The following is an 18,202-nucleotide window of genomic DNA, read 5'->3' on the forward strand; positions in this document are numbered from 1 at the left end:
ACGGCCGCAGCACATCGGCGGACGATCCTCGGTCCAATACCGCACTGCGGGTGACCGGCCGAATTCGACAGGCTCGTAAACTCACGCGATGCACGCGGAACTCGGCATCGACACCGTCATCACCCTGCTCGCCGCCGGCCTGATCTTCCTGCTGGCCCTGGTGCTCGGGGTGTGGAAGTACCGGCAGATGGCCACCAGCGAGAATCACCTGGCCCACCCGTACGTCGACATCGCCCACCGGGCCGCGCTGCTGTACTCCTTCGCGACGCTGCTGGTCGCGGTCTTCGTCGAACTCAGCGCCTGGCCCACGTGGGTGAACCTCGCCGCAGCCATGGTGCTCGTGCTGTTCTTCGTCGTCGCCATCGCCGCCTACATCGAGCACGGTGCCAAGCGCGACACCACCAACCAGTTCGAGAAGCCCACCACATCACTGCACGCCGGGATGATCGCCCTCATCGTCGGCGAGATCGGTGGGTTCGCCGTGCTGCTCGCGGGATTCATTGCCGGACAGTTCTTTTAGCACGCGCAACTCTTCTAGTAGGGCAGCGTCGGCATCTCCAGGCCCGGATCACGTCCGACCAGCACACCGCGGGTCAGCATCGCGTTACCGAACCGCTGCCGCACCTCATCGATGGCGCCGTCGATCGCGACCGGATCGGGTTCCGAGTCGAAAGGCAGCTCCAACTGCTGGCTGCCCTGGTGGTCGATGTTGGATACCGCGAACCCGATCAGTGTGAGCCCGCGCTCGGCGATCACGGGAGCTGCGGCCGTCACCAGTGCGCGGGCCGCGGCCAGGACCGCGTCAGTTGATGCGGTAGCCCGGGGCAGGGTGTGCGACCGGGTGGCCCGGCCGAAATCATCGAAGCGCAAACGTAATACGACGGTGCGTCCGGTCCGGCCGGCCCCGCGCATCCTGCGGGTGATGCGGTCGACGAGGTTGACCACCACGACATCCACCTCCGCGGCCGACATCGTATTGCCGCGCCGGCCGAGCGCACGTTGGGCGCCGACCGAACTGCGCCGGACCCCTGTCGTCACCCGGCGTCGGTCGATGTTGCGCGACAACGCATACAGCTGTCGCGCCATCGCACCGCCGACCATGGGCCGCAGAGCAGACTCGGGCAGCTCGGCCACATCGGCGACGGTCTCGATCCCGTGGGCATGGAGCTTCTCGGCCGTCTTGGCGCCCACACCCCACAGCCGGCGCACCGGCAACGGATGCAGGAACGCCAGTTCGCGATCGGGCGGGACCAACAGCAGCCCATCCGGTTTGGCCACCTGGCTGGCCACCTTGGCCAGGAACTTGGTGCGTGCGATGCCGACGGTGATGGGCAGGCCCACCTGCTCGCTGACCTGCTCGCGCAGCCGTCGGGCGATCTCCACCGGAGTGCCGGACACCCGCCCCAACCCGGACACGTCGAGAAACGCCTCGTCCACCGACAGTGGCTCGACCACCGGTGTGGTGTCGTGAAAGACCTCGAACACGTGCCCGCTGGCCTCCGAATACGCCGACATCCGCGGCGGCACCACGATGGCCTGCGGGCACAGCGTCCGGGCCTGACCACCACTCATCGCCGTGCGGACCCCGAACGCCTTGGCCTCGTAACTGGCCGCCAGCACCACGCCGCCGCCGACGATCACCGGGCGGCCGCGCAGCGCCGGATCGTCGCGCTGCTCGACTGATGCGTAGAACGAGTCGAGATCAGCGTGCAGGATAGCGGCCTGCGGAGCAGGCGATTGAGCCTGAGCCTGCGGAGCGGTGGGTGAGCCCGACACGAACATATGTTCGCATAGGTGGCGGACGGGTTAGAGGGGCCGGCCGTAGATGCTGGTCAGCCAGATGTGGGCAAGGGTGTCGACCACCTTGTCGTAGGCGACCGCGGGTTGTTCGGCGCCCAGAGCCGCCATGATGGTGCGCTCGTTCATCAAGTTGAGCGAGGTCGCCAGGTCCATCGCGGGAATGGTCTCCGGGGCGGCGCCGCGCTCACGCTCAGCGGTGATCAGGGCGGCGGTGAGGTTGATCCACTTCTGCATGAGCCCGGACCAGAACACCCGGAACTCCGGGCTGCTGTTGAGTGCCTCGGTACCGGCGCGTGCGGTGGCCGGATGCGACCCGAACGAGCTGACGAAGATCTCGATCCCGTGCCGGATCGCCCGCTTGGGGTCGGTGGGCATGTCCTCGAGTGCGCTGTCGAAACCGGTGTCCGCCCGCTTGATCAGCGGGTCGATCAGCGACAGCAGGACCGCTTCCTTCGATGAGAAGTAGAAGTAGAACGTCGGCCGGGAGATCCCGGCACCTTTGGCCAGGTCGTCGACCGATATGTCGGCGAACTTCTTGGTCTCCAGCAGCTGCCGGGCGGTCTCGAGGATGGCCGCCTCACGGTCGTCGCCCGATGGTCGGGCGGCGCGTCGACCGCGGGGGGCGCGCGTCGTACCGGAGGTGGTCACAACGAGCAGCCTAACACCGCGTTGAATTTATCAACAGACTGTTGACCGACTCAACACCATGTTGATACCGTCGGTCCCATGAACGAACACTTCGATGTTGTGATCGTCGGCGCCGGCATCTCCGGCATCAGCACGGCCTGGCATCTGCAGGACCGTTGCCCCACCAAGAGCTACGTGATGCTCGAGCGCCGGGAGAACATCGGCGGCACCTGGGACCTGTTCAAGTACCCGGGCATCCGCTCCGACTCGGACATGTTCACCCTCGGGTTCCGGTTCAAGCCGTGGGAGTCGGCCAAATCGATCGCCGACGGCCAGTCGATCTGGAACTACATCAACGAGGCTGCCGACGAGAACGGCATCCGGAAGCACATCCGCACCGGCCACAAGGTGGTGTCGGCGGACTGGTCCGACGCCGAGAACAAGTGGACCGTGACCGTCGAGCACGATGGCGAGGAGAAGCAGATCACCTGCTCGTTCCTGTCGGTGTGCAGCGGCTACTACAACTACGACGAGGGTTACTCACCGGAGTTCCCCGGCTCCTCGAACTTCAAGGGCCAGATCGTCCACCCCCAACACTGGCCGGAGGATCTGGATTACGCCGGCAAGAAGATGGTCGTGATCGGCTCGGGTGCCACCGCGATCACGTTGATCCCATCGTTGGTCAACGGCGGCGTCGGGCACGTCACCATGCTGCAGCGCTCGCCCACGTACGTCGGATCGTTGCCTCTGGTCGATCCGTTCGCCGTGAAGACCAACAAGTACCTGCCGAAGAATCTCGCGCATTTCGCGAACCGCTGGAAGGCCGTCGGGTACAGCACCGGCCAGTACCAGATCGCGCGCCGCTTCCCGTCGATCTTCAAGCAGTTCCTGCGCAAGATGGGCACCCGCCGGCTGCCCCAGGACTTCGATTACGACAAGCACTTCAGCCCGCGTTACAACCCGTGGGATGAGCGAGTCTGCCTGGCGCCCAACGGCGATCTGTTCAAGGCCATCCGGTCGGGCAAGGCCGATGTCGTCACCGACACGATCGACACGTTCACCGACAAGGGCATCAAACTCAGCTCCGGGCAGGAGCTCGAGGCCGACATCATCGTCACCGCGACCGGTCTGAACATGCAGTTGTTCGGCGGTGCCCAGGCCCTGCGCAACGGCGAGCCGATCGACCTGTCGGACACGATGACCTACAAGGGCCTGATGCTCTCCGGTGTTCCCAACATGGCGATCACCTTCGGCTACACCAATGCGTCCTGGACGCTCAAGGCGGATCTGGTCTCGGAGTTCATCTGCCGCGTGCTGAACTACATGGACGCCAACGGTTTCGACCGCGTCGAGGCCCAGCACCCCGGCACCGCTGTCGACGAGATGCCGTTCATGGACTTCACCCCGGGATACTTCCGGCGTGCCATGGACAGCCTGCCCAAGTCGGGGTCGGAGGCGCCCTGGCGGCTCAAGCAGAACTACTTCTTCGACCTGCGGACCATCCGCTACGGCAAGGTCGACGAGGAGTCGCTGATGTTCACCAAACACCGTGCGGCCGTGAAGGTTAGCTAGGCAATAAGCGAGAAAAGCCCCCACCTTCATCAAGGTGGGGGCTTTTCTCGCTTCTGGTTTTAGGAAGCGGCGACGACCACGATGCCGTCCTCGTCGGCATAGGCGATCTCGCCGGGGATGAAGGTGACGCCGCCGAAGCTGACCTCGACGTCGCGCTCACCCTCGCCGGTCTTGGTGCCCTTGCGCGGGTTGGTGCCCAGCGCCTTGATCCCGACATCGATGGTGCGCAGCGCGGCGGCATCGCGTACCGCGCCGTGCACGATCACCCCGGACCAGCCGTTGTCGGCGGCCAACCCGGCGATGATGTCACCGACCAGCGCGGTGTGCACCGAGCCGTCACCGTCGACCACGAGCACCCCGCCGTTACCCGGGGTGGACAGGATCGACTTCAGCAGGGCGTTGTCCTGGAAGCAGCGCACCGTGGTGATCGGCCCGGCGAACATGGTCCTGCCGCCGTAGTTCTGCAACTGCAGATCGCAGCTACGGACGTCGGGGTAGATCTCGTCGACCAGATCAGCGGTGGCGCGCGGTTCGATACTCACCCCGCGATTATCGCAGCCCGCTAGCGACCGACACTTTGCACGATGATGTCGTGCACGAACTGGGCCAGCCCAGGCTCTGCATCGTCGTAGTAGCGGGCGAAGCGCTCGTCGTCGACATACATCTGCGCCAGGCACACATGCATGTCGTCACTGCAGTCGTAGAACCGCGAGATGGTGGCGCGATGCCGTGCCGCCAACTCGTCGGCCTGCGCCGAGCCCGGTTCGACCCCGGTGCGCTTACCCTCGGCTAGGGCGTCGAGCAGCGCGTCGTTCTCGGCCTTGAACTCGATCCAGTCCCGCTTGGTCATCTGCGCGGTCCGTTGCCGGGACTGTTTCCACTCCTCGGTATCGGCCCAGCGCGCTTCGGCCTCCTCGGCGTGCTCGTCGAAAACGGCGCTGCCGAAGATCTCCACCTGCTCCTCGGCGGTCAGCTGAATTCCTCTGTCGTGGGCGCTCATCAATTCCTCCACTGCCTTGATGGTCTGCTGCAGCTGCTCGGCCTGATCGCACAGGACGCTGTGCTGGCGTTGCAGGTGGGCGAGCACGTCGGCATCCGGATCGTCGAGCAGGGACCGGATCTCATCCAGCGCCAGCCCGACCGACCGGTACACCAACACCAAATGCAACCGCTCGATATCGGCGTCGGTATAGCCGCGATAACCCGCCGCGGTACGCACGCTGGGCACCACGAGACCGACGTGGTCGTAGTGATGCAGAGTCCGCACCGAGATCTCCGTCAGCGCGGCCACCGCGCCGACGGATCTCACCTGCGGATCTGCGTGCACGAGGCCACTATCGACCCTGACGTCGCGTCAGGGTCAAGCCCGGGTCAGCTGTCCTCGGAATGCCGACGGCTGAGCACGACCAGGAGCAGGGCCAGGACGCCTACGGCCACCGCCGCGGCAAGGGGCAGCTTGGACGACGGGCTCTCGCTCAGTGCGGATGGCACCGGGCCCGACACTGGATTGGCGGCCGAGGTGACAGTCGACTTGGCTTGGGCGGCAGTCTCTTTGGCTGCCTTGGCGACATCCGGCAGGGGGATGACGGGCGCGGGGGCTGGTTCGGCCGGGGGCGGGGCGGCGGGAGTAGCCGGAGCGGGAGTAGCCGGAGGAGCGGGCGGCGCTTTCTTGGCCGGGGCCTTCTTCGCCGGAGCTTTCTTGGCGGCCTTGGCCGGGGCCTTCTTCGCCGGGGTTTTCTTGGCGGGGGCCTTCTTCGCGGCGGCCTTCTTGGCCGGCGGAGGGCCGGGTTTGGGGGCCGGAGTGGGCGGAGCAGGATCCGCGCCGGCCGCTGATGCGTCGGCCGCAGCCGACTCGGCCCCGGTCTCGGGCTTCTCGGCGGGTTGATCCTGCTGCTCTGCCATCTGGCTGCTCCTTTGCAGTGTCCGGTGTTCCGCGCGAGCGCGGGGGGTAGGGCCGGCAGTGTTTCCCATCATGCCAGGCGCCGCAGCGGTCAACCCGTGACGGCCAGAACCGCGGCGAGCGTGACCGCCACAGCCATGATGCCCAACTCCACCAACGAACGGTTCTGTGACAGTGCGGCGCTGCTGCGATGGGCCCGCGCCGCAGGCAGCCACTGCGCCCGGTTATGCCAGGCCAACGTCAACAGGGCCGCGGTCACCACGACCTTGACCGTCAACACCTGGCCGTAGGCGGTCGTCCACAGATCGGCAGGCGAGTTCAACCTGATCGCCGCCCCGGCCACCCCGGCGACCAGCAGCACGCCCACGCACGACAGCGACAACTGCGAGAACCTGGGCAACACCCTCGCCCACTGACCCCGGTGCGTCACGGTGAGCACCAAGGCGGCGAGGACGCCGCACCACACCGCGGCGGCCAATGCGTGCACCGCCACGGCCATTCCGCCGACCGGACTCTCGGACAGATGCCCAGCCAGTGTCCTGGCCGCCATACCGACGGCGGCCAGGCCGAGCGTGACGACGGTTGTGGTCGCACCTCGCGGGGCCAGGATCGCCACCGCAGCGACGATCAACGCGGCTGCCACACCCACCAGCCCCGAACGGCCCGCGGTCGTGTGGAGGCCGAAGTCGGTCAGGGTGCGGACGCCGATCTGCCAGAACCCGACGCCCGCGGTCTGCGCCGCCTCCACAGTCAGCCGCACGACCTCGGCCAACAGCCAGGCGGCTGCCACCAGCCCGAGCGGTCCCGCGGCTCTGCGACACAATTCGGCGCGGTAACGGTCGGATTCGAGCAGCGGCACCGCAGCCAGGCCGAGGGTCACGATGGCGGCGCCGTCAGCCAGCGCCCGGATCAGCGCGCCGGTCACCGCTGGCGCCGGACCGCCCACCAGGCTCCGCCGCCGATGAGGACGGCGGCGACCAGCACGAACGGCCACACCACGATGCCGCCGTCGGACTGCGCAGGCGCCGACGCGGCCGCGCCCGGCGTGCCCGATCCGGCCACCGTCAGGTCGAACGACCAGGAACCCGAAACCACGTGCCCGTCGGCCGAGGTCACCCGGTAATTGACCGTGTACGTTCCGGCCGGGCCGAGCGGACGGACCCCGACGCTGAGTACCGCGCCGGCCACGGTCGGATCGCCCTCGGACCACAGGTTGTTGTCCGGCCCGACGACCGTCATGTTGGCGAAGGCAGGCTGCAGTGCCTCGTTGAACGTGGCGCTCACCCGCGGCGGTGAGCTGCTCAGCGAGGAATGTTCGGCCGGGTCGGTCGCGATCCGGGCCGCATGTGCGGACGCCGCAGGGGCTCCGAGCAGTGCGGACGCGGCCAGGATCAGTCCGCTCAGAATGGCGGCCGGCAGGCGGCTCATGACCGGCGCCGGTTCAGCAGGGACGCGACCACCGCGGCTGCTGCCACGATCAACGCCCCGCCGGCGAGCCATCGTGCGGAATTGTCGACGGTGCCTGCGGGCTGTGCGACGGCAGGAGCGGTTTGGCTGGGCGCCGGAGCGGCCTCGGTTCCGGTGAGCGCCAGCTGTGGAGCCGGATGTTCGGGCTCGCTGCCGTCGGGCAGGGGCGGCTGATCCCAGCGGACCACCGAGCCGTCGGAGTAGGTCTGGGTGACGGGAAAGCTCGCGGTCGCCGCGTCGGGAAGCTTGACCGACACCCGGAACAGCGCGAACTGCTCGGATGAGATGCCTACCCCGGGCGCCGCCGTCCACGTCACCGTCCGGACCGTGCCCGCCGCGGTGTCACGGTCGAGCTTGGCGGCCCAGCCCGGCATCACCTCGGTGCGGGCCGAGGCCACGTTGGGCAGGTCGACTTTCAATTGTGTTGTCAGCGCACCGGTATCGGACTCGCCGGGAACCCGAAAGGTGAGTACCGAGGTGGTCCCCGGCGTCGGATTGTCGGCGTCGACGTGGACATGGGCCCAGGCCGGCGCGGCAGTGAGCAGACCGGCGGCGGCCACCGCGGAGGTCGCGAGTAGGGCGCGCGAGGACGCCCCGGTGAAGGGTTGCATTGGTGTCTTTCGTGGGTCGGGTCGGATGGTCAGGCAATGACGCCGACCGGCGGACCCCGGTGCGACACCGAAGCGGCGAGGAGACGGGCGGAGTGCAACGGCTGATCGGCGCTGCGTGCCGTGCCGCCGGCGGCCGATTCGGGTGCGACGCGGCCATTCCGCACAATCACGCGGACCACCCGCGAAACCGTCGCCGAAAGGCGCGCACCACAAGCGATCAGACCCGCGCCGAGCGATACCGCGGCCACATGCGTGCCGAACATGGCCAGGCCCGGCTGAGCGTCGTGCACGTGACCGGCCGTGGCCAACAACGCGTGCGCCAGCAGTTGGCCGGCGCCCAGCAGGCCCCACAGCACCACGGTGCGGTTCGCGGCGGCCAGGTTCGCGGCCAGCGCACCCAATGTCACCGAGAGCACGAGGAGTTGGGCGGCCACGGCCCCGTCCGGCAGGCCGCCCCCGGCGACGCCATGGGCGGCGATGGCCAGCGCAGCGGTGAGTGCGCCGACGGCCGTACCGCGCAGCGGGGCTGCGGAGTCGATACGGGCGGCGCCGGCCATGGAGCTGAGCTAGACCAACCCGAGCCGCGCCATCAGATCGGCGTCGATGCCGTCGAGCTGAGCGGTGATCGCCGCGTGGGCACCCCGGCGGCGCGCGGTCGGCATGTTCTCGGCGGCCGTCACGGCTGCGGCCAGATCGGTGAGGCGCTCGTTGATCGCCGAAACGAACTGCTTGGTCTCGGCGTCCTTGGGTTTCTTGTCGGCGACCTGGCGCAGGGTCTGCTCGGCCCCGGAAATGCGCGCGGACAACTCGGCGCCGTGCCCGGAGAACTGACCGAGCTGAGCCAACGGGACGCCGAGACGATCAGCGCGACGTTCGTCCAGGGCGCCACGGGCGGCCGTGGCGGCCCGGTAGATCAAGGGCACGAGCACCGGTGCCAGCAAACGCGTGACGGTGAGCACGCGGCGAATCCGGGTGGGGGAGAGCAGGCGCCCTTCGCGGGCCGCCTTCAACTCGGTCTCGGCGACTTTGAGGGCATTGCGGTCACTGTCCCGCTGCGCTTTGACCTGAGCTTTGAGAGCCCGCTGCGCAGATTTTTGATCGGACTTGATGCGACGAGCCTCATTCTTTGCGGTGAGCCGGGCCTCCAGCTTGGCCTTCGCCTTGATGGCGCGGGCTTCGGCGCGGCGGGTGGCGCGGCTTTTTCGTCGCGTGAACAGGCCCATTCCGGTTGCCTCCCGGTCAATTCGTCGTGTGTTCGTGGTCACCGCAGAACTGCTGCAGACCCACAGTATCGTCCGGTGGATTTGCTCTGCTGCGGCTCCCCGCTACGGGCCCGGGTAATCGCCTCAGCTAGCAAATTTGGACTGCCCGATTGTGCAAGAATCAGATTCATCAATCGAAGCTGTTGGGCGGTGCGCGAAAGGGTGGTGACAACGTGCGTTCGCGGTTGCGCGTCGCCGCCTCGACCGGTCTGGTGCTTACGGGCCTGATCACCGCCGGTGTCGGAGGGGCATTGGCATTTGCCGATCCCGATCGGGGTCGGCCCGACAGCGGCCAGGGATCCTCGAATGGTGCCGGCAATGGCCATGACGGGCACAGCGGCAAGGACCACGGCCAAGGCCATAGCCGGGACGGCGACTCCCAGGGCGAGGACGGCGACGGCAGCGGCTCGCCGGGCACGCGTCCGTCCCACAGCGGCACCCGGCCCACGGGCAAGCCGACCAAGCCGACGGGCCGACCGACCAAGCCAACTGGCAAACCGACGGACACGGGTGAACCGTCGGGAACGGGCCAGCCCTCCGGGACCGGCACGCCCCCGCAAACGGGGACAGGCACGGGGACGGCCACCGCGACGGCCTCCGGTACCGAGACGCCACCCACCTCAAACCCGTCGGAGACTTCTGCCGAGCCGACCACTTCCGAGGCCACAACGACACCGGGGACGACATCGGGGACCACTGCGCCCACTACGCCTTCGACGACTCAAATGACGTCGACCACGGAGTCGACCGCGGTGACCACCACGAAGTCCACGGAGCCGACGACCACGAAGACGACCGAGTCGACGACCGAGACAACCTCGGCTACGACGTCTCCGACAAGTGCGACGACCACGACGCTGATCGGCGGTCCTACTCGCGGTGGCGGGGAGTGGGGTCCCGGTGTCCCGACTCCCTTCGACTTCCCGCGCCCACCGGTCCTCCAGATACCCGTCGCGCAGACACAGGCTCCCGACGCGGCCGTGCCACCCCCGCCCGGTCTGGCCGCAGCGGCCGGGGTACCGCCGATCGCCGTCCCGGTGATCGCACTGCCGGTCATCGTGCCGCCGCTCGCGGTGCCGTTGGGCGCTCCGGGCTCTGACCACGGGCCGCAGTCCGGGCCGTGGTCGGGACCCGTGCAACCCAGCATCAAGATGCGCTCCGGGTCGCCGCCGCCCGCCGCTGTCGGGTTGGACGCCGCGATGCCCGTGGCTTTCCGGGCGGGGTACGCGGACTACCTGCGCACCGCGAACACAATGGAACTCGCGGCAGTGGCGCTGCCCGGGGTTACCGGGATGATGGCTCTGACCGGCCTCGGTGGATTCGTGGGCTACCGGCAGGCGAAAGCCGGCCGTACGGTCCGAATCGATGCCAGTCGGTTCATGAGTTAGCACGACTTGGAAGAATCCAGGGTGGAAAGGGGGGATCATGTCCGCCAGTCGAAGCGTCACCCGCGCTGTCAACGAGGTTCTCGACCTCGCCCCGCGACAGGGTGAAGTCACGTTGACCCGTCTGGTCGACGCGGTGAGTGAAGATCGCGGCAGACCCATCGAGCTGACCATGGCCGAACTTCCACCCGGGGTGTGCGGGCAGTGGCGGCAGTACGCCGACCGCGACGTCTTCCTCATCCAGCAGGGTCTGCCGGCCTGGGACCGCACCCTGGCTCACGAACTCGGACACCTGGTCCTGGGCCACGAAGGCATCTCGATCGTCGACGCAGCGGCCGCCACCGCCGAGGTGGCCACCTCGGATCTGATCAGCTACATGCTGAACCAGCGGACCGGCTGTATGGGGCCCAACGGCGAGGACATCGAGCAGGAAGCCGAGGATTTCGCCGCGCTCCTGCTCTACCGCCTCGGCCGGTTGCCGTCCGACCGGTCGTCGATCGTGCAGGTCCGCCTCGGAGAGGCGTTTGGTTGATCGTCTGGGTGATCGCCGGCCTACTCGGTCTGGCTACCGGCCTGCGCATCGGTTGGGCTCTGGTCAACAAGCAATCCCTGGTGAGCTCCGCGATGATCCTCTCGTTGGGCAGCCTCGGTGTCGTAGCCGCGCTGAACTGGGAGCCGCTCGCCCTGCTGATCGACACGGTGGTGCACTGGCCCAACATCGCGGCCGGCCTGAGCCAGGTCGCGCTGATCGCCTGTGCGGCAGGCAGTTGCGTCATGATCACGACTGCCTCCTCGGGCCGTTCGGCCACGCTCACCCGTCGTATCGCGCTGATCCAGTACGGCATCGCCGGCGTCGTCGCGGTGATCAGCCTGGTGATCTTCTTCGCCGCAGGCAGGCAACCGGAGATGTCCCCGGCCGAATACCTGCGCCGGGACCTTGGGTCCCACGGTGCTTCGTGGCTGCTGCCACTGCTCTACGTGTTCCTGGCGCTCACCCTGGTGGTCTGGGCCGGCCTGCGTTACTCGAATCGCAGCCGGCGTGGACGGGCGCTGTTCCTGTTCACCGTTGGCATGGTGCTGATCGTGGCTGCCAGCGGCTTCGTCCTACTCAGAGCGGTGGGCCGGACCGAACCCGTCGGAGTCGGCGCCGCGGCCACCCTTCTCGGTTGTGCGATGGTCATCGTGGCCGCCGGATCGCTGCTGCCGAGCGTCGAGGACTGGTTCGGTGCGCACCACGAATTGCGGACCATCAAGCCGCTTCTGAACGAATTGGCCCGGCGCCAGCCCGATGTCGGCATCGGCGTACGTCCGCGCGGACCGTTGGTGTTCCGCGTCGCCGAACGGATGTCGCTGATCTCCGATGCGCTCTACCTGGAGGCGACCGCCGCTGATGCGCGGCAGCATCAGACGGCTGCGCCGCGTGGCGCAAGCGGATCGGGAGAGCCAAGCGACACAACACAATTGGACGAGGTGGAGCGACCCGATGTACCACCGCGGGAGCAGGCCAAGGCGATCGCCCAGTGGATCTACGACACCCGCGAGGGTGACAAGGATTCCGAGTTTCCGGGGCTCGCCTGGTTGAGCCAGCCCGAATCGTATTCCGACCGGGAATGGATTCTCGCGATCTCCGAGCGGTACCGGGAAATGAACGGCGCGGCGACGCGCAGCTGAAACCCGCGCGAGTGGGAACCGAATGGGCCCCACTGACGTGGGTTTCAGCGCGCGAAGGTGCCGGCCGAGACCGACGAATCAGTCGTCGAGGTGTTCCCGGCGGCGCAGTTCATCGACCTTCTGGACCAGATCCTGCTGAGCTTCGTTGGACAGCCCGACAGTACGGGCAGCGATCCGGCGGATCCCCTCGTCACGCATGCTGGCCAGCCAGGTCAGTTCCTTGTCGAGCTTCTCGTAGTACTCGTCGTCGGTGAAGTAGGCAGGCTTGATCCGGAAGAAGTTGGCAAGTGCGGCCATGGTTGCCTGCGACGGGTTTGTCCGGTTGCCCGAACGGAGCTGCGACAGGTACGGAGCCGACATGGTGACGCCCTCAGACTTCAGTGCGGCGATCACCTCGGCAGACGTGTGGGGTCCGCGCCCAGGTGGATAAACCGTATCGAACAGGCGGTTTAGGCGGGCGGCGAACGTCTTGCTCATCGATTTGACCTCCACATGCTTCATGAGCGGTACGAATTAGGCGGCGTATTTGCTGACCATCGTAGCGAGTGTTGTGACGACAACCAAGTGCAAACGCCACAAAAGTTAAACTGGCTTTGCGTTTTGACCCCCTCGGCTGCGGATACCCGGACCTTCGCCGTGGGGGGTAAGCGGGATTGCACCGTCTGGCAATGCAAAAGGTGACGGTTGCGTTGTATTGGGCGCGGTGAGCTGCGAGCACAGGGGCGCCCGATCATGATCAACATCTTGGCCGGCAACCGATGCAGGGCCGTGACTAGCGGAAACAGATATTTGCTAGAGTGCCGACCTCCGGTCGCGTCGGATTCCGCGCGAGGCCGTTGTCGGACGACGTGGAACACGTTACAGGTTGGGCGGTGGAATGCCCGTCAACCCCCTCGCGCGCGATAGCCAGACGGGGCCGGCTGGATTCTGGGACCGATTCCGGAAGGTAGTTGCCGGGCGGAAACAGGCGGAGGTTTCCGTCGTCGCCAGACAATCATTGGCACAAATGCGGGTACGGGGACGGTTGCGGCGGGACGCCACGGCTATCTGGAGCCCGTGCCGGGTCGCCGACATCGGCGATCCTGCTCTGACGCTGACACCTGCGCCTGCGGACATGGCGACCTTTCGACACACCGCCGATACCTGCCGCTTGCGCGGCTCACCCATATACGGTCGAAGGTGTCGCCCACCGCATCGCAGGTTGTCGGCCGGGCTCAAGGCCAGCATGTCGACACGACGATTGCGGGGCTTCCGCCCTTCGCTGATCTAGAGGACCATAGCCGCTGTCTGGCCGACCCGCCAGGTTTCTTATCCATTTTCGGAAGCTGGACTCTCCTTGTTGGAGAAGATGTCCCGCTCCTGGTGTACCTACGCCGCCAAAAGCATCGCCAGAATCGCCGTATCGGGGTGACTGATCGGATCAACACCCACCCTGCTGACCATCGACGTCACCGTGCCGTCGGATTCGGCTTCCACCCAGGCCGCGCGGTGCTCCAGTCCGAGATGTGGAAGGCCGGGCAGTAACACGCAGCCGGAAGCGGCGCCGGTGCACTCGGGAAGCGACGGCGTCGTCTCCGAGGGCGGATGCAACATCAGCAGTGCCGGCGGTTGGTGCTCGGCGAAATACCCGGGCGGGACGGCGGATTCGCCGACTACCGGACCCTCTGCGATGACGATGCCGACGGTGCCGGGGCGGGGTGTCTCGGGCAATTCCTCCCGAACCCCGAAAATCGTTGTGGTGGAAAGCAACCCAGGTAGCGAGGCGACCCGCACGGTGACCATGAGAAGCTGCGCCCACTCCTTGGTGGAATCGGGCCATCGGCCCAGCACCACAAACCCTTTGAGTGCACCGCCGGAATGGAAGGGGGCGATCTCAATCGCCCGGCCGGACCCCGTCGTATCCATATCGCCTCCGGGACATCGGTGTTGGCTCGCCGGTTGGCCGGTGCTCCGACACGTCTGTGGGTCGATGAGATCAGAATGCGGCAGCAACCCGGGCGGTGCAAGGCGACACGGGATCCGGACCGGTAACGAGTCGGCCAAGAACGACCGTCCCCAGAAACGAGGGCGGGGCGTCACGCAATCTGCGCGACGCCCCTTGGTGAGAGATCAGAAAACCGATCCAGCCCTCAGTCGACGGGAGCTAGCCGAAGATCAGGCCGTTGGTCTTGGAGGTGGCCGCCGCGTAGCGGTTCTGCACGTCCTCCCAGTTCACAACGTTCCAGAACGCCTTGACGTAGTCGGCCTTGACGTTCTTGTACTGCAGGTAGAAGGCGTGCTCCCACATGTCGACCTGCAGCAGCGGGATGATGCCGAGCGGCACGTTGGCCTGCTGGTCGTAGAGCTGGAAGGTCAGCAGCCGGTCGCCGAGGCTGTCGTAGCCGAGCACGGCCCAACCCGAACCCTGCAGGCCGTTGGCGGCGGCGGTGAACTGCGCCTGGAACTTGTCGAACGAGCCGAACTGATCGTCGATCGCCGCGGCAAGGTCACCCGTCGGCTTGTCGCCACCGTTGGGGGACAGGTTCTTCCACCAGATCGAGTGGTTCACGTGGCCGCCGAGGTGGAAGGCCAGGTTCTTCTCGTTGAGGAAGATCGCCGCGTGGTCTCCGTTGGCCCGCGCCTCGTCGAGCTTGGCGACGGCGTCGTTGACGCCCTTGACGTACGCCGCGTGGTGCTTGCTGTGGTGGAGTTCGTTGATCTGCCCGGAGATGTGGGGCTCCAGCGCTCCATAGTCGTAATCCAGGTCCGGCAAGGTGTATTCAGCCACGAGATTCCTTCCTCATTATCGATCGATGGAGCCAGGCGTTCGTCAGAGATCGTCGTGTTCGAGCCTCACGGTTCGACACTCAAGATCACCGCCAACATTGCTCCATCGCAGGGCGCACCGCAAGGACGCGTGCGCCGACCACACGTATACCCGATCGGGCGTCGGTCACAACAAGACGATGACGGCCAGCACGCCGAGCAGCAGCACGGCGATCACGCTGGCCCGAAGGAACGACATCAACTGGTTACGGGTGTGCAGATGCCCGGATGAGTGCCATTCAGGCTGCGGAAGGGCCGATCCCGATCCGATCGGATGTGACGCCATCAAAAACTCCTGACCTGCACGATCAATCCTTGCCCCCAGTGAGTTCTGTCACAACAGCTGGTGTGACGCCGATCATAGCCCGTGTAATGGCCAAGGGAAAATCGGCCTCCACGTCGATTACGGGGCCTGGAATCAGGCTGATCCCAAACCGGACCGGTCGTGCCGGCGGCCGAGGTTTAGCCGAGTGCTTAATTTCGCTCCGCGACGGTGGTGGTTGTTGATCGCTGCCGTGAACACCCCAGGTTTATCCACAGTGATGGACAGCTACCGCACAGTAACTCCCATTTCGGGGGCTTTTCTCCAGGTGCCCGCCCTGTGGATGAACCTGTGGAAACTGTGGATAGCTTTCCGTTGCTAACGCCGCGACGAGCCATCAGGGGCGGCTGCGCTCACCGGCATCGGCATGCGAGCATTGACGGCATGGACGATGTGGAAGTCGGGCAGGCAGATATCGCTGCGGTACCCACCACGTTCGAAGGGGCTGTCGTGCTGCTCGACGTCCGTGAGGACGACGAATGGCAACGCGGTCACGCCGAAGGGGCCCAGCACATCCCGATGGGTGATGTGCCGGCGCGAATCGCCGAGATCGACCCGGACGCCGAGCTGTACGTGATCTGCCACGCGGGTGGACGTTCCCTGCGGGTGGCGAACTATCTGGCTCGCAACGGGTACACCCCGGTCAATGTCGAGGGCGGAATGCTTGCGTGGGCCGGGGCCGGACGTCCCGTCATCACCGACGCCGGTGGCACCGGAACCGTCTGACCGCCAAGGACCTGTTCAGAGATCGTGGCTAGGCTGGTCGGATGATCCAGGTGTGTTCGCAGTGCGGGACGCGCTGGAACGTGCGTGACCGGCAGCGGTCGTGGTGTCCCCGGTGCGGCGGTTCGTTGATGGCGCCTTCGGCGCCGTCGTCGCCCCAGTCACAGTGGGGACCTTCCGCCCAGCCTCCGTCGCCGGCACAGACGGCGCCGACGGCGCAGCGCACTCCGCCGCACCTCGCCCCCGGCTATCGCTGGATCGCCCTGCGTCCCGGCCCTCCGCCGCACCAGCGCAGGCAGCGGCGGCCGCTCGGCCCGACGCCGCACTACCGCTCGATTCCGAGTTGGGGACTGCACCAGCAGTTCGATCTCGAGGAACAGCCTCAGAAAACCGACGGCGAGACCGACGCCGGCACCGTACGCCTCATGCTCGTCGCAGCCATGGTGGTGCTGGGAATCGCCGCGTTCGCTCACGTGATTCGTTATGTGCTGCTGCTGATCAACCGCAGCGTGCTGCTGCATCCGCTGATCGCGATCGGCGGAGTGGCCATCGGGCTGCTGGCCAGCGTGGTGGCGATGGGCGTCGTGGTCGTCGCGGTGGTGTCGTTGGTGCGTTGGCTCATCACGCGGCGGGCCGCCGGATACGCCGCCCACGGTGAGGTCGATCCGCGCAGCACCAGGACGCTGTGGCTGTGCTGCCTGCTGCCCGGGGTCAACCTCGTGATGGCACCGGTGTTCGTGTGGGAGCTGGCCGCCCTCGAAGGGCGCCTCTCGCATCTGCGTCGCCAGATCGTGGTGTGGTGGATCGTCTGGGTGTTCAGCGCGATCGTCGCGTTCGCATCGATGGTCAGCACCGTGTACGTGACGTTCTTCAACAACACCCCGCAGAACATCGCCAACAACACCGTGACCGCGATCGTCGGGTATCTGCTGGCGCTGGCGGCGTTCCTGCTGACCGCCAAGGTGTTCGTCGGGTTCGAGGGCAGCGGTGCGACGGCCGAGCGCAGCGTCCGGCGCTGGGTGGTGCTCGAGCCCGAATCTTCTGATCCGACACCCACTCCCGACCCTTCCCCGGTCGACACCGAGGCGGCGGACAGTTCGCAGAATCGTGAGGATTCCGCTGAATCCGCCGTTCCGGTTGAGACCCAGGGGCAGAACCCGGCAGCATAGGCCGTATGGAAACGGGCGACGGCGAAGCCGCTGCGCAGGCGACCCCGGGGCCTGGGCATCCGTTCGTGGTGGCCCACCGGGGAGCGTCCGCCGAGAAGCCCGAACACACACTCGCCGCATATGACCTGGCGCTGCGTGAGGGTGCCGACGGCGTGGAATGCGATGTGCGCCTGACCCGTGACGGGCACCTGGTGTGCGTGCACGATCGCCGGGTGGACCGCACCTCCACGGGTACCGGGCTGGTCAGCGAGATGACGCTGGCCGAGTTGCGCCAGCTGGACTACGGGTCGTGGCATGCCGGCGGGCGCTCCGACGACGATGAGGAAGACGACGCGCCAGAAGGTGCCGTCGGAGACACCGGGCTGCTGACCCTCGACGACCTCGTATCGCTGGTGCTCGACTGGAACCGGCCGGTCAAGTTGTTCATCGAGACCAAACATCCCGTGCGCTACGGCGCGTTGGTGGAGAACAAGGTGCTGGCGCTGCTGCACCGCTACGGGATCGCGGCGCCCGCCTCGGCCGATCTGTCCCGCGCGGTGGTGATGTCCTTCTCGGCGGCAGCCGTATGGCGGATTCGCCGGGCCGCCCCGATGCTCCCGACGGTGCTGCTCGGTGAGACGTCGCGGTATCTGGGCGGCAGTGCCGCCACCACGGTCGGGGCCACCGCCGTCGGCCCGTCCATCGCAACTTTGCGCGAGCACCCAGAACTGGTCGACCGGGCCGCCGCCCAGGGGCGTGCCCTGTACTGCTGGACCGTCGACCACTACGAGGATGTGCAGTTCTGCCGCGACATCGGCGTGGGGTGGGTGGCCACGAATCATCCCGGCCGCACCAAGAGTTGGCTGCAGAACGGCCTGACCGGCGCGGGCCGGGACTGAGAAGACCTGA

At 66.9% G+C, this 18,202-nt stretch carries 22 protein-coding genes; 8 read left to right on the forward strand and 14 right to left on the reverse strand.

Annotated features, from left to right (window positions below; genetic code table 11):
* Positions 1-88: 88 nt before the first annotated feature.
* Positions 89-520 carry a hypothetical protein gene (locus tag AC4ELS_RS16025; protein WP_463806114.1) on the forward strand — a complete coding sequence of 144 codons (432 nt, stop codon included), beginning with the start codon at positions 89-91 and terminating at the stop codon, positions 518-520.
* A 14-nt stretch (positions 521-534) separates the two neighbouring features.
* Here the strand turns inward: AC4ELS_RS16025 and dinB are convergent, their stop codons facing one another.
* Together dinB and AC4ELS_RS16035 are read right to left on the reverse strand one after the other, a co-directional pair.
* Positions 535-1,782 carry a DNA polymerase IV gene (gene dinB / locus AC4ELS_RS16030; RefSeq protein WP_499048124.1) on the reverse strand — a complete coding sequence of 416 codons (1,248 nt, stop codon included), beginning with the start codon at positions 1,780-1,782 and terminating at the stop codon, positions 535-537.
* A 24-nt stretch (positions 1,783-1,806) separates the two neighbouring features.
* Positions 1,807-2,448: a TetR/AcrR family transcriptional regulator gene (locus tag AC4ELS_RS16035; RefSeq protein WP_448446087.1), complete on the reverse strand. Its 642-nt coding sequence runs from the start codon at positions 2,446-2,448 to the stop codon at positions 1,807-1,809.
* A gap of 78 nt (positions 2,449-2,526) precedes the next feature.
* Here AC4ELS_RS16035 and AC4ELS_RS16040 point away from each other — a divergent pair, with 78 nt between their 5' ends.
* Complete coding sequence (locus AC4ELS_RS16040; protein ID WP_448446089.1) at positions 2,527-3,999, forward strand: flavin-containing monooxygenase; 1,473 nt, start codon at positions 2,527-2,529, stop codon at positions 3,997-3,999.
* Positions 4,000-4,058: 59 nt separating this feature from the next.
* Here the strand turns inward: AC4ELS_RS16040 and rraA are convergent, their stop codons facing one another.
* From rraA to AC4ELS_RS16080, 8 genes are all read right to left on the reverse strand, one after another.
* Positions 4,059-4,541 (reverse strand): ribonuclease E activity regulator RraA, encoded by a 483-nt coding sequence (rraA, locus tag AC4ELS_RS16045; RefSeq protein WP_448446091.1) that lies wholly within the window; start codon positions 4,539-4,541, stop codon positions 4,059-4,061.
* 20 nt (positions 4,542-4,561) lie between these two features.
* On the reverse strand, positions 4,562-5,326 hold the full coding sequence (locus AC4ELS_RS16050) for a MerR family transcriptional regulator (protein WP_499048126.1): 765 nt from the start codon (positions 5,324-5,326) through the stop codon (positions 4,562-4,564).
* 44 nt (positions 5,327-5,370) lie between these two features.
* Positions 5,371-5,901, reverse strand: a complete 531-nt coding sequence (locus AC4ELS_RS16055; protein WP_463792069.1) for a hypothetical protein — start codon at positions 5,899-5,901, stop codon at positions 5,371-5,373.
* A gap of 89 nt (positions 5,902-5,990) precedes the next feature.
* Entirely contained in the window at positions 5,991-6,845 is an 855-nt protein-coding gene (locus tag AC4ELS_RS16060) for a CopD family protein (RefSeq protein WP_499048128.1), read from the reverse strand.
* On the reverse strand, positions 6,821-7,327 hold the full coding sequence (locus AC4ELS_RS16065; RefSeq protein WP_448446099.1) for a copper resistance CopC family protein: 507 nt from the start codon (positions 7,325-7,327) through the stop codon (positions 6,821-6,823). The genes AC4ELS_RS16060 and AC4ELS_RS16065 overlap by 25 nt, the downstream gene beginning before the upstream one ends.
* On the reverse strand, positions 7,324-7,977 hold the full coding sequence (locus tag AC4ELS_RS16070; protein ID WP_064884524.1) for a YcnI family copper-binding membrane protein: 654 nt from the start codon (positions 7,975-7,977) through the stop codon (positions 7,324-7,326). Before AC4ELS_RS16070 ends, AC4ELS_RS16065 begins: the two co-directional genes overlap by 4 nt.
* Positions 7,978-8,006: 29 nt before the next feature.
* Positions 8,007-8,534, reverse strand: coding sequence for a hypothetical protein (locus tag AC4ELS_RS16075; protein WP_499048129.1), 528 nt, complete (start codon positions 8,532-8,534; stop codon positions 8,007-8,009).
* Positions 8,535-8,543: 9 nt separating this feature from the next.
* Positions 8,544-9,200: a DUF6474 family protein gene (locus AC4ELS_RS16080; RefSeq protein ID WP_064884529.1), complete on the reverse strand. Its 657-nt coding sequence runs from the start codon at positions 9,198-9,200 to the stop codon at positions 8,544-8,546.
* A 212-nt stretch (positions 9,201-9,412) separates the two neighbouring features.
* Between AC4ELS_RS16080 and AC4ELS_RS16085 the strand changes: the two genes are divergently transcribed.
* The 3 genes from AC4ELS_RS16085 to AC4ELS_RS16095 are packed head-to-tail and all read left to right on the forward strand — an operon-like array spanning position 9,413 to position 12,295.
* Entirely contained in the window at positions 9,413-10,627 is a 1,215-nt protein-coding gene (locus AC4ELS_RS16085) for a hypothetical protein (RefSeq protein WP_499048131.1), read from the forward strand.
* A gap of 37 nt (positions 10,628-10,664) precedes the next feature.
* Complete coding sequence (locus AC4ELS_RS16090; protein WP_055118736.1) at positions 10,665-11,156, forward strand: ImmA/IrrE family metallo-endopeptidase; 492 nt, start codon at positions 10,665-10,667, stop codon at positions 11,154-11,156.
* Complete coding sequence (locus tag AC4ELS_RS16095) at positions 11,153-12,295, forward strand: hypothetical protein (RefSeq protein ID WP_448446105.1); 1,143 nt, start codon at positions 11,153-11,155, stop codon at positions 12,293-12,295. Before AC4ELS_RS16090 ends, AC4ELS_RS16095 begins: the two co-directional genes overlap by 4 nt.
* Before the next feature lie 78 nt (positions 12,296-12,373).
* On the opposite strand, the gene AC4ELS_RS16100 is transcribed toward AC4ELS_RS16095, so the two are convergent.
* The 4 genes from AC4ELS_RS16100 to AC4ELS_RS16115 all read right to left on the reverse strand — a co-directional run bounded on the left by AC4ELS_RS16100 (position 12,374) and on the right by AC4ELS_RS16115 (position 15,386).
* Complete coding sequence (locus AC4ELS_RS16100; protein WP_055120869.1) at positions 12,374-12,772, reverse strand: secretion protein EspR; 399 nt, start codon at positions 12,770-12,772, stop codon at positions 12,374-12,376.
* Between the two features lie 891 nt (positions 12,773-13,663).
* Positions 13,664-14,200 (reverse strand): hypothetical protein, encoded by a 537-nt coding sequence (locus AC4ELS_RS16105; protein WP_064884533.1) that lies wholly within the window; start codon positions 14,198-14,200, stop codon positions 13,664-13,666.
* A 238-nt stretch (positions 14,201-14,438) separates the two neighbouring features.
* Positions 14,439-15,062, reverse strand: a complete 624-nt coding sequence (locus tag AC4ELS_RS16110) for a superoxide dismutase (RefSeq protein ID WP_003883955.1) — start codon at positions 15,060-15,062, stop codon at positions 14,439-14,441.
* Between the two features lie 165 nt (positions 15,063-15,227).
* The gene (locus tag AC4ELS_RS16115; protein WP_165609202.1) at positions 15,228-15,386 is read right to left on the reverse strand and encodes a hypothetical protein; all 159 of its coding nucleotides are present in this window, start codon (positions 15,384-15,386) and stop codon (positions 15,228-15,230) included.
* 420 nt (positions 15,387-15,806) lie between these two features.
* On the opposite strand from AC4ELS_RS16115, the gene AC4ELS_RS16120 reads away from it, so the two are divergent.
* The 3 genes from AC4ELS_RS16120 to AC4ELS_RS16130 are packed head-to-tail and all read left to right on the forward strand — an operon-like array spanning position 15,807 to position 18,192.
* Positions 15,807-16,148, forward strand: coding sequence for a rhodanese-like domain-containing protein (locus AC4ELS_RS16120; RefSeq protein ID WP_064960113.1), 342 nt, complete (start codon positions 15,807-15,809; stop codon positions 16,146-16,148).
* 41 nt (positions 16,149-16,189) lie between these two features.
* Entirely contained in the window at positions 16,190-17,314 is a 1,125-nt protein-coding gene (locus tag AC4ELS_RS16125) for a DUF4328 domain-containing protein (protein WP_448446109.1), read from the forward strand.
* Positions 17,315-17,319: 5 nt separating this feature from the next.
* A complete protein-coding gene (locus AC4ELS_RS16130) occupies positions 17,320-18,192 on the forward strand; it encodes a glycerophosphodiester phosphodiesterase (protein WP_448446111.1) in 873 nt (290 codons plus the stop codon).
* Positions 18,193-18,202: the final 10 nt, after the last annotated feature.

The organism is Mycobacterium shunyiense (assembly GCF_058270035.1).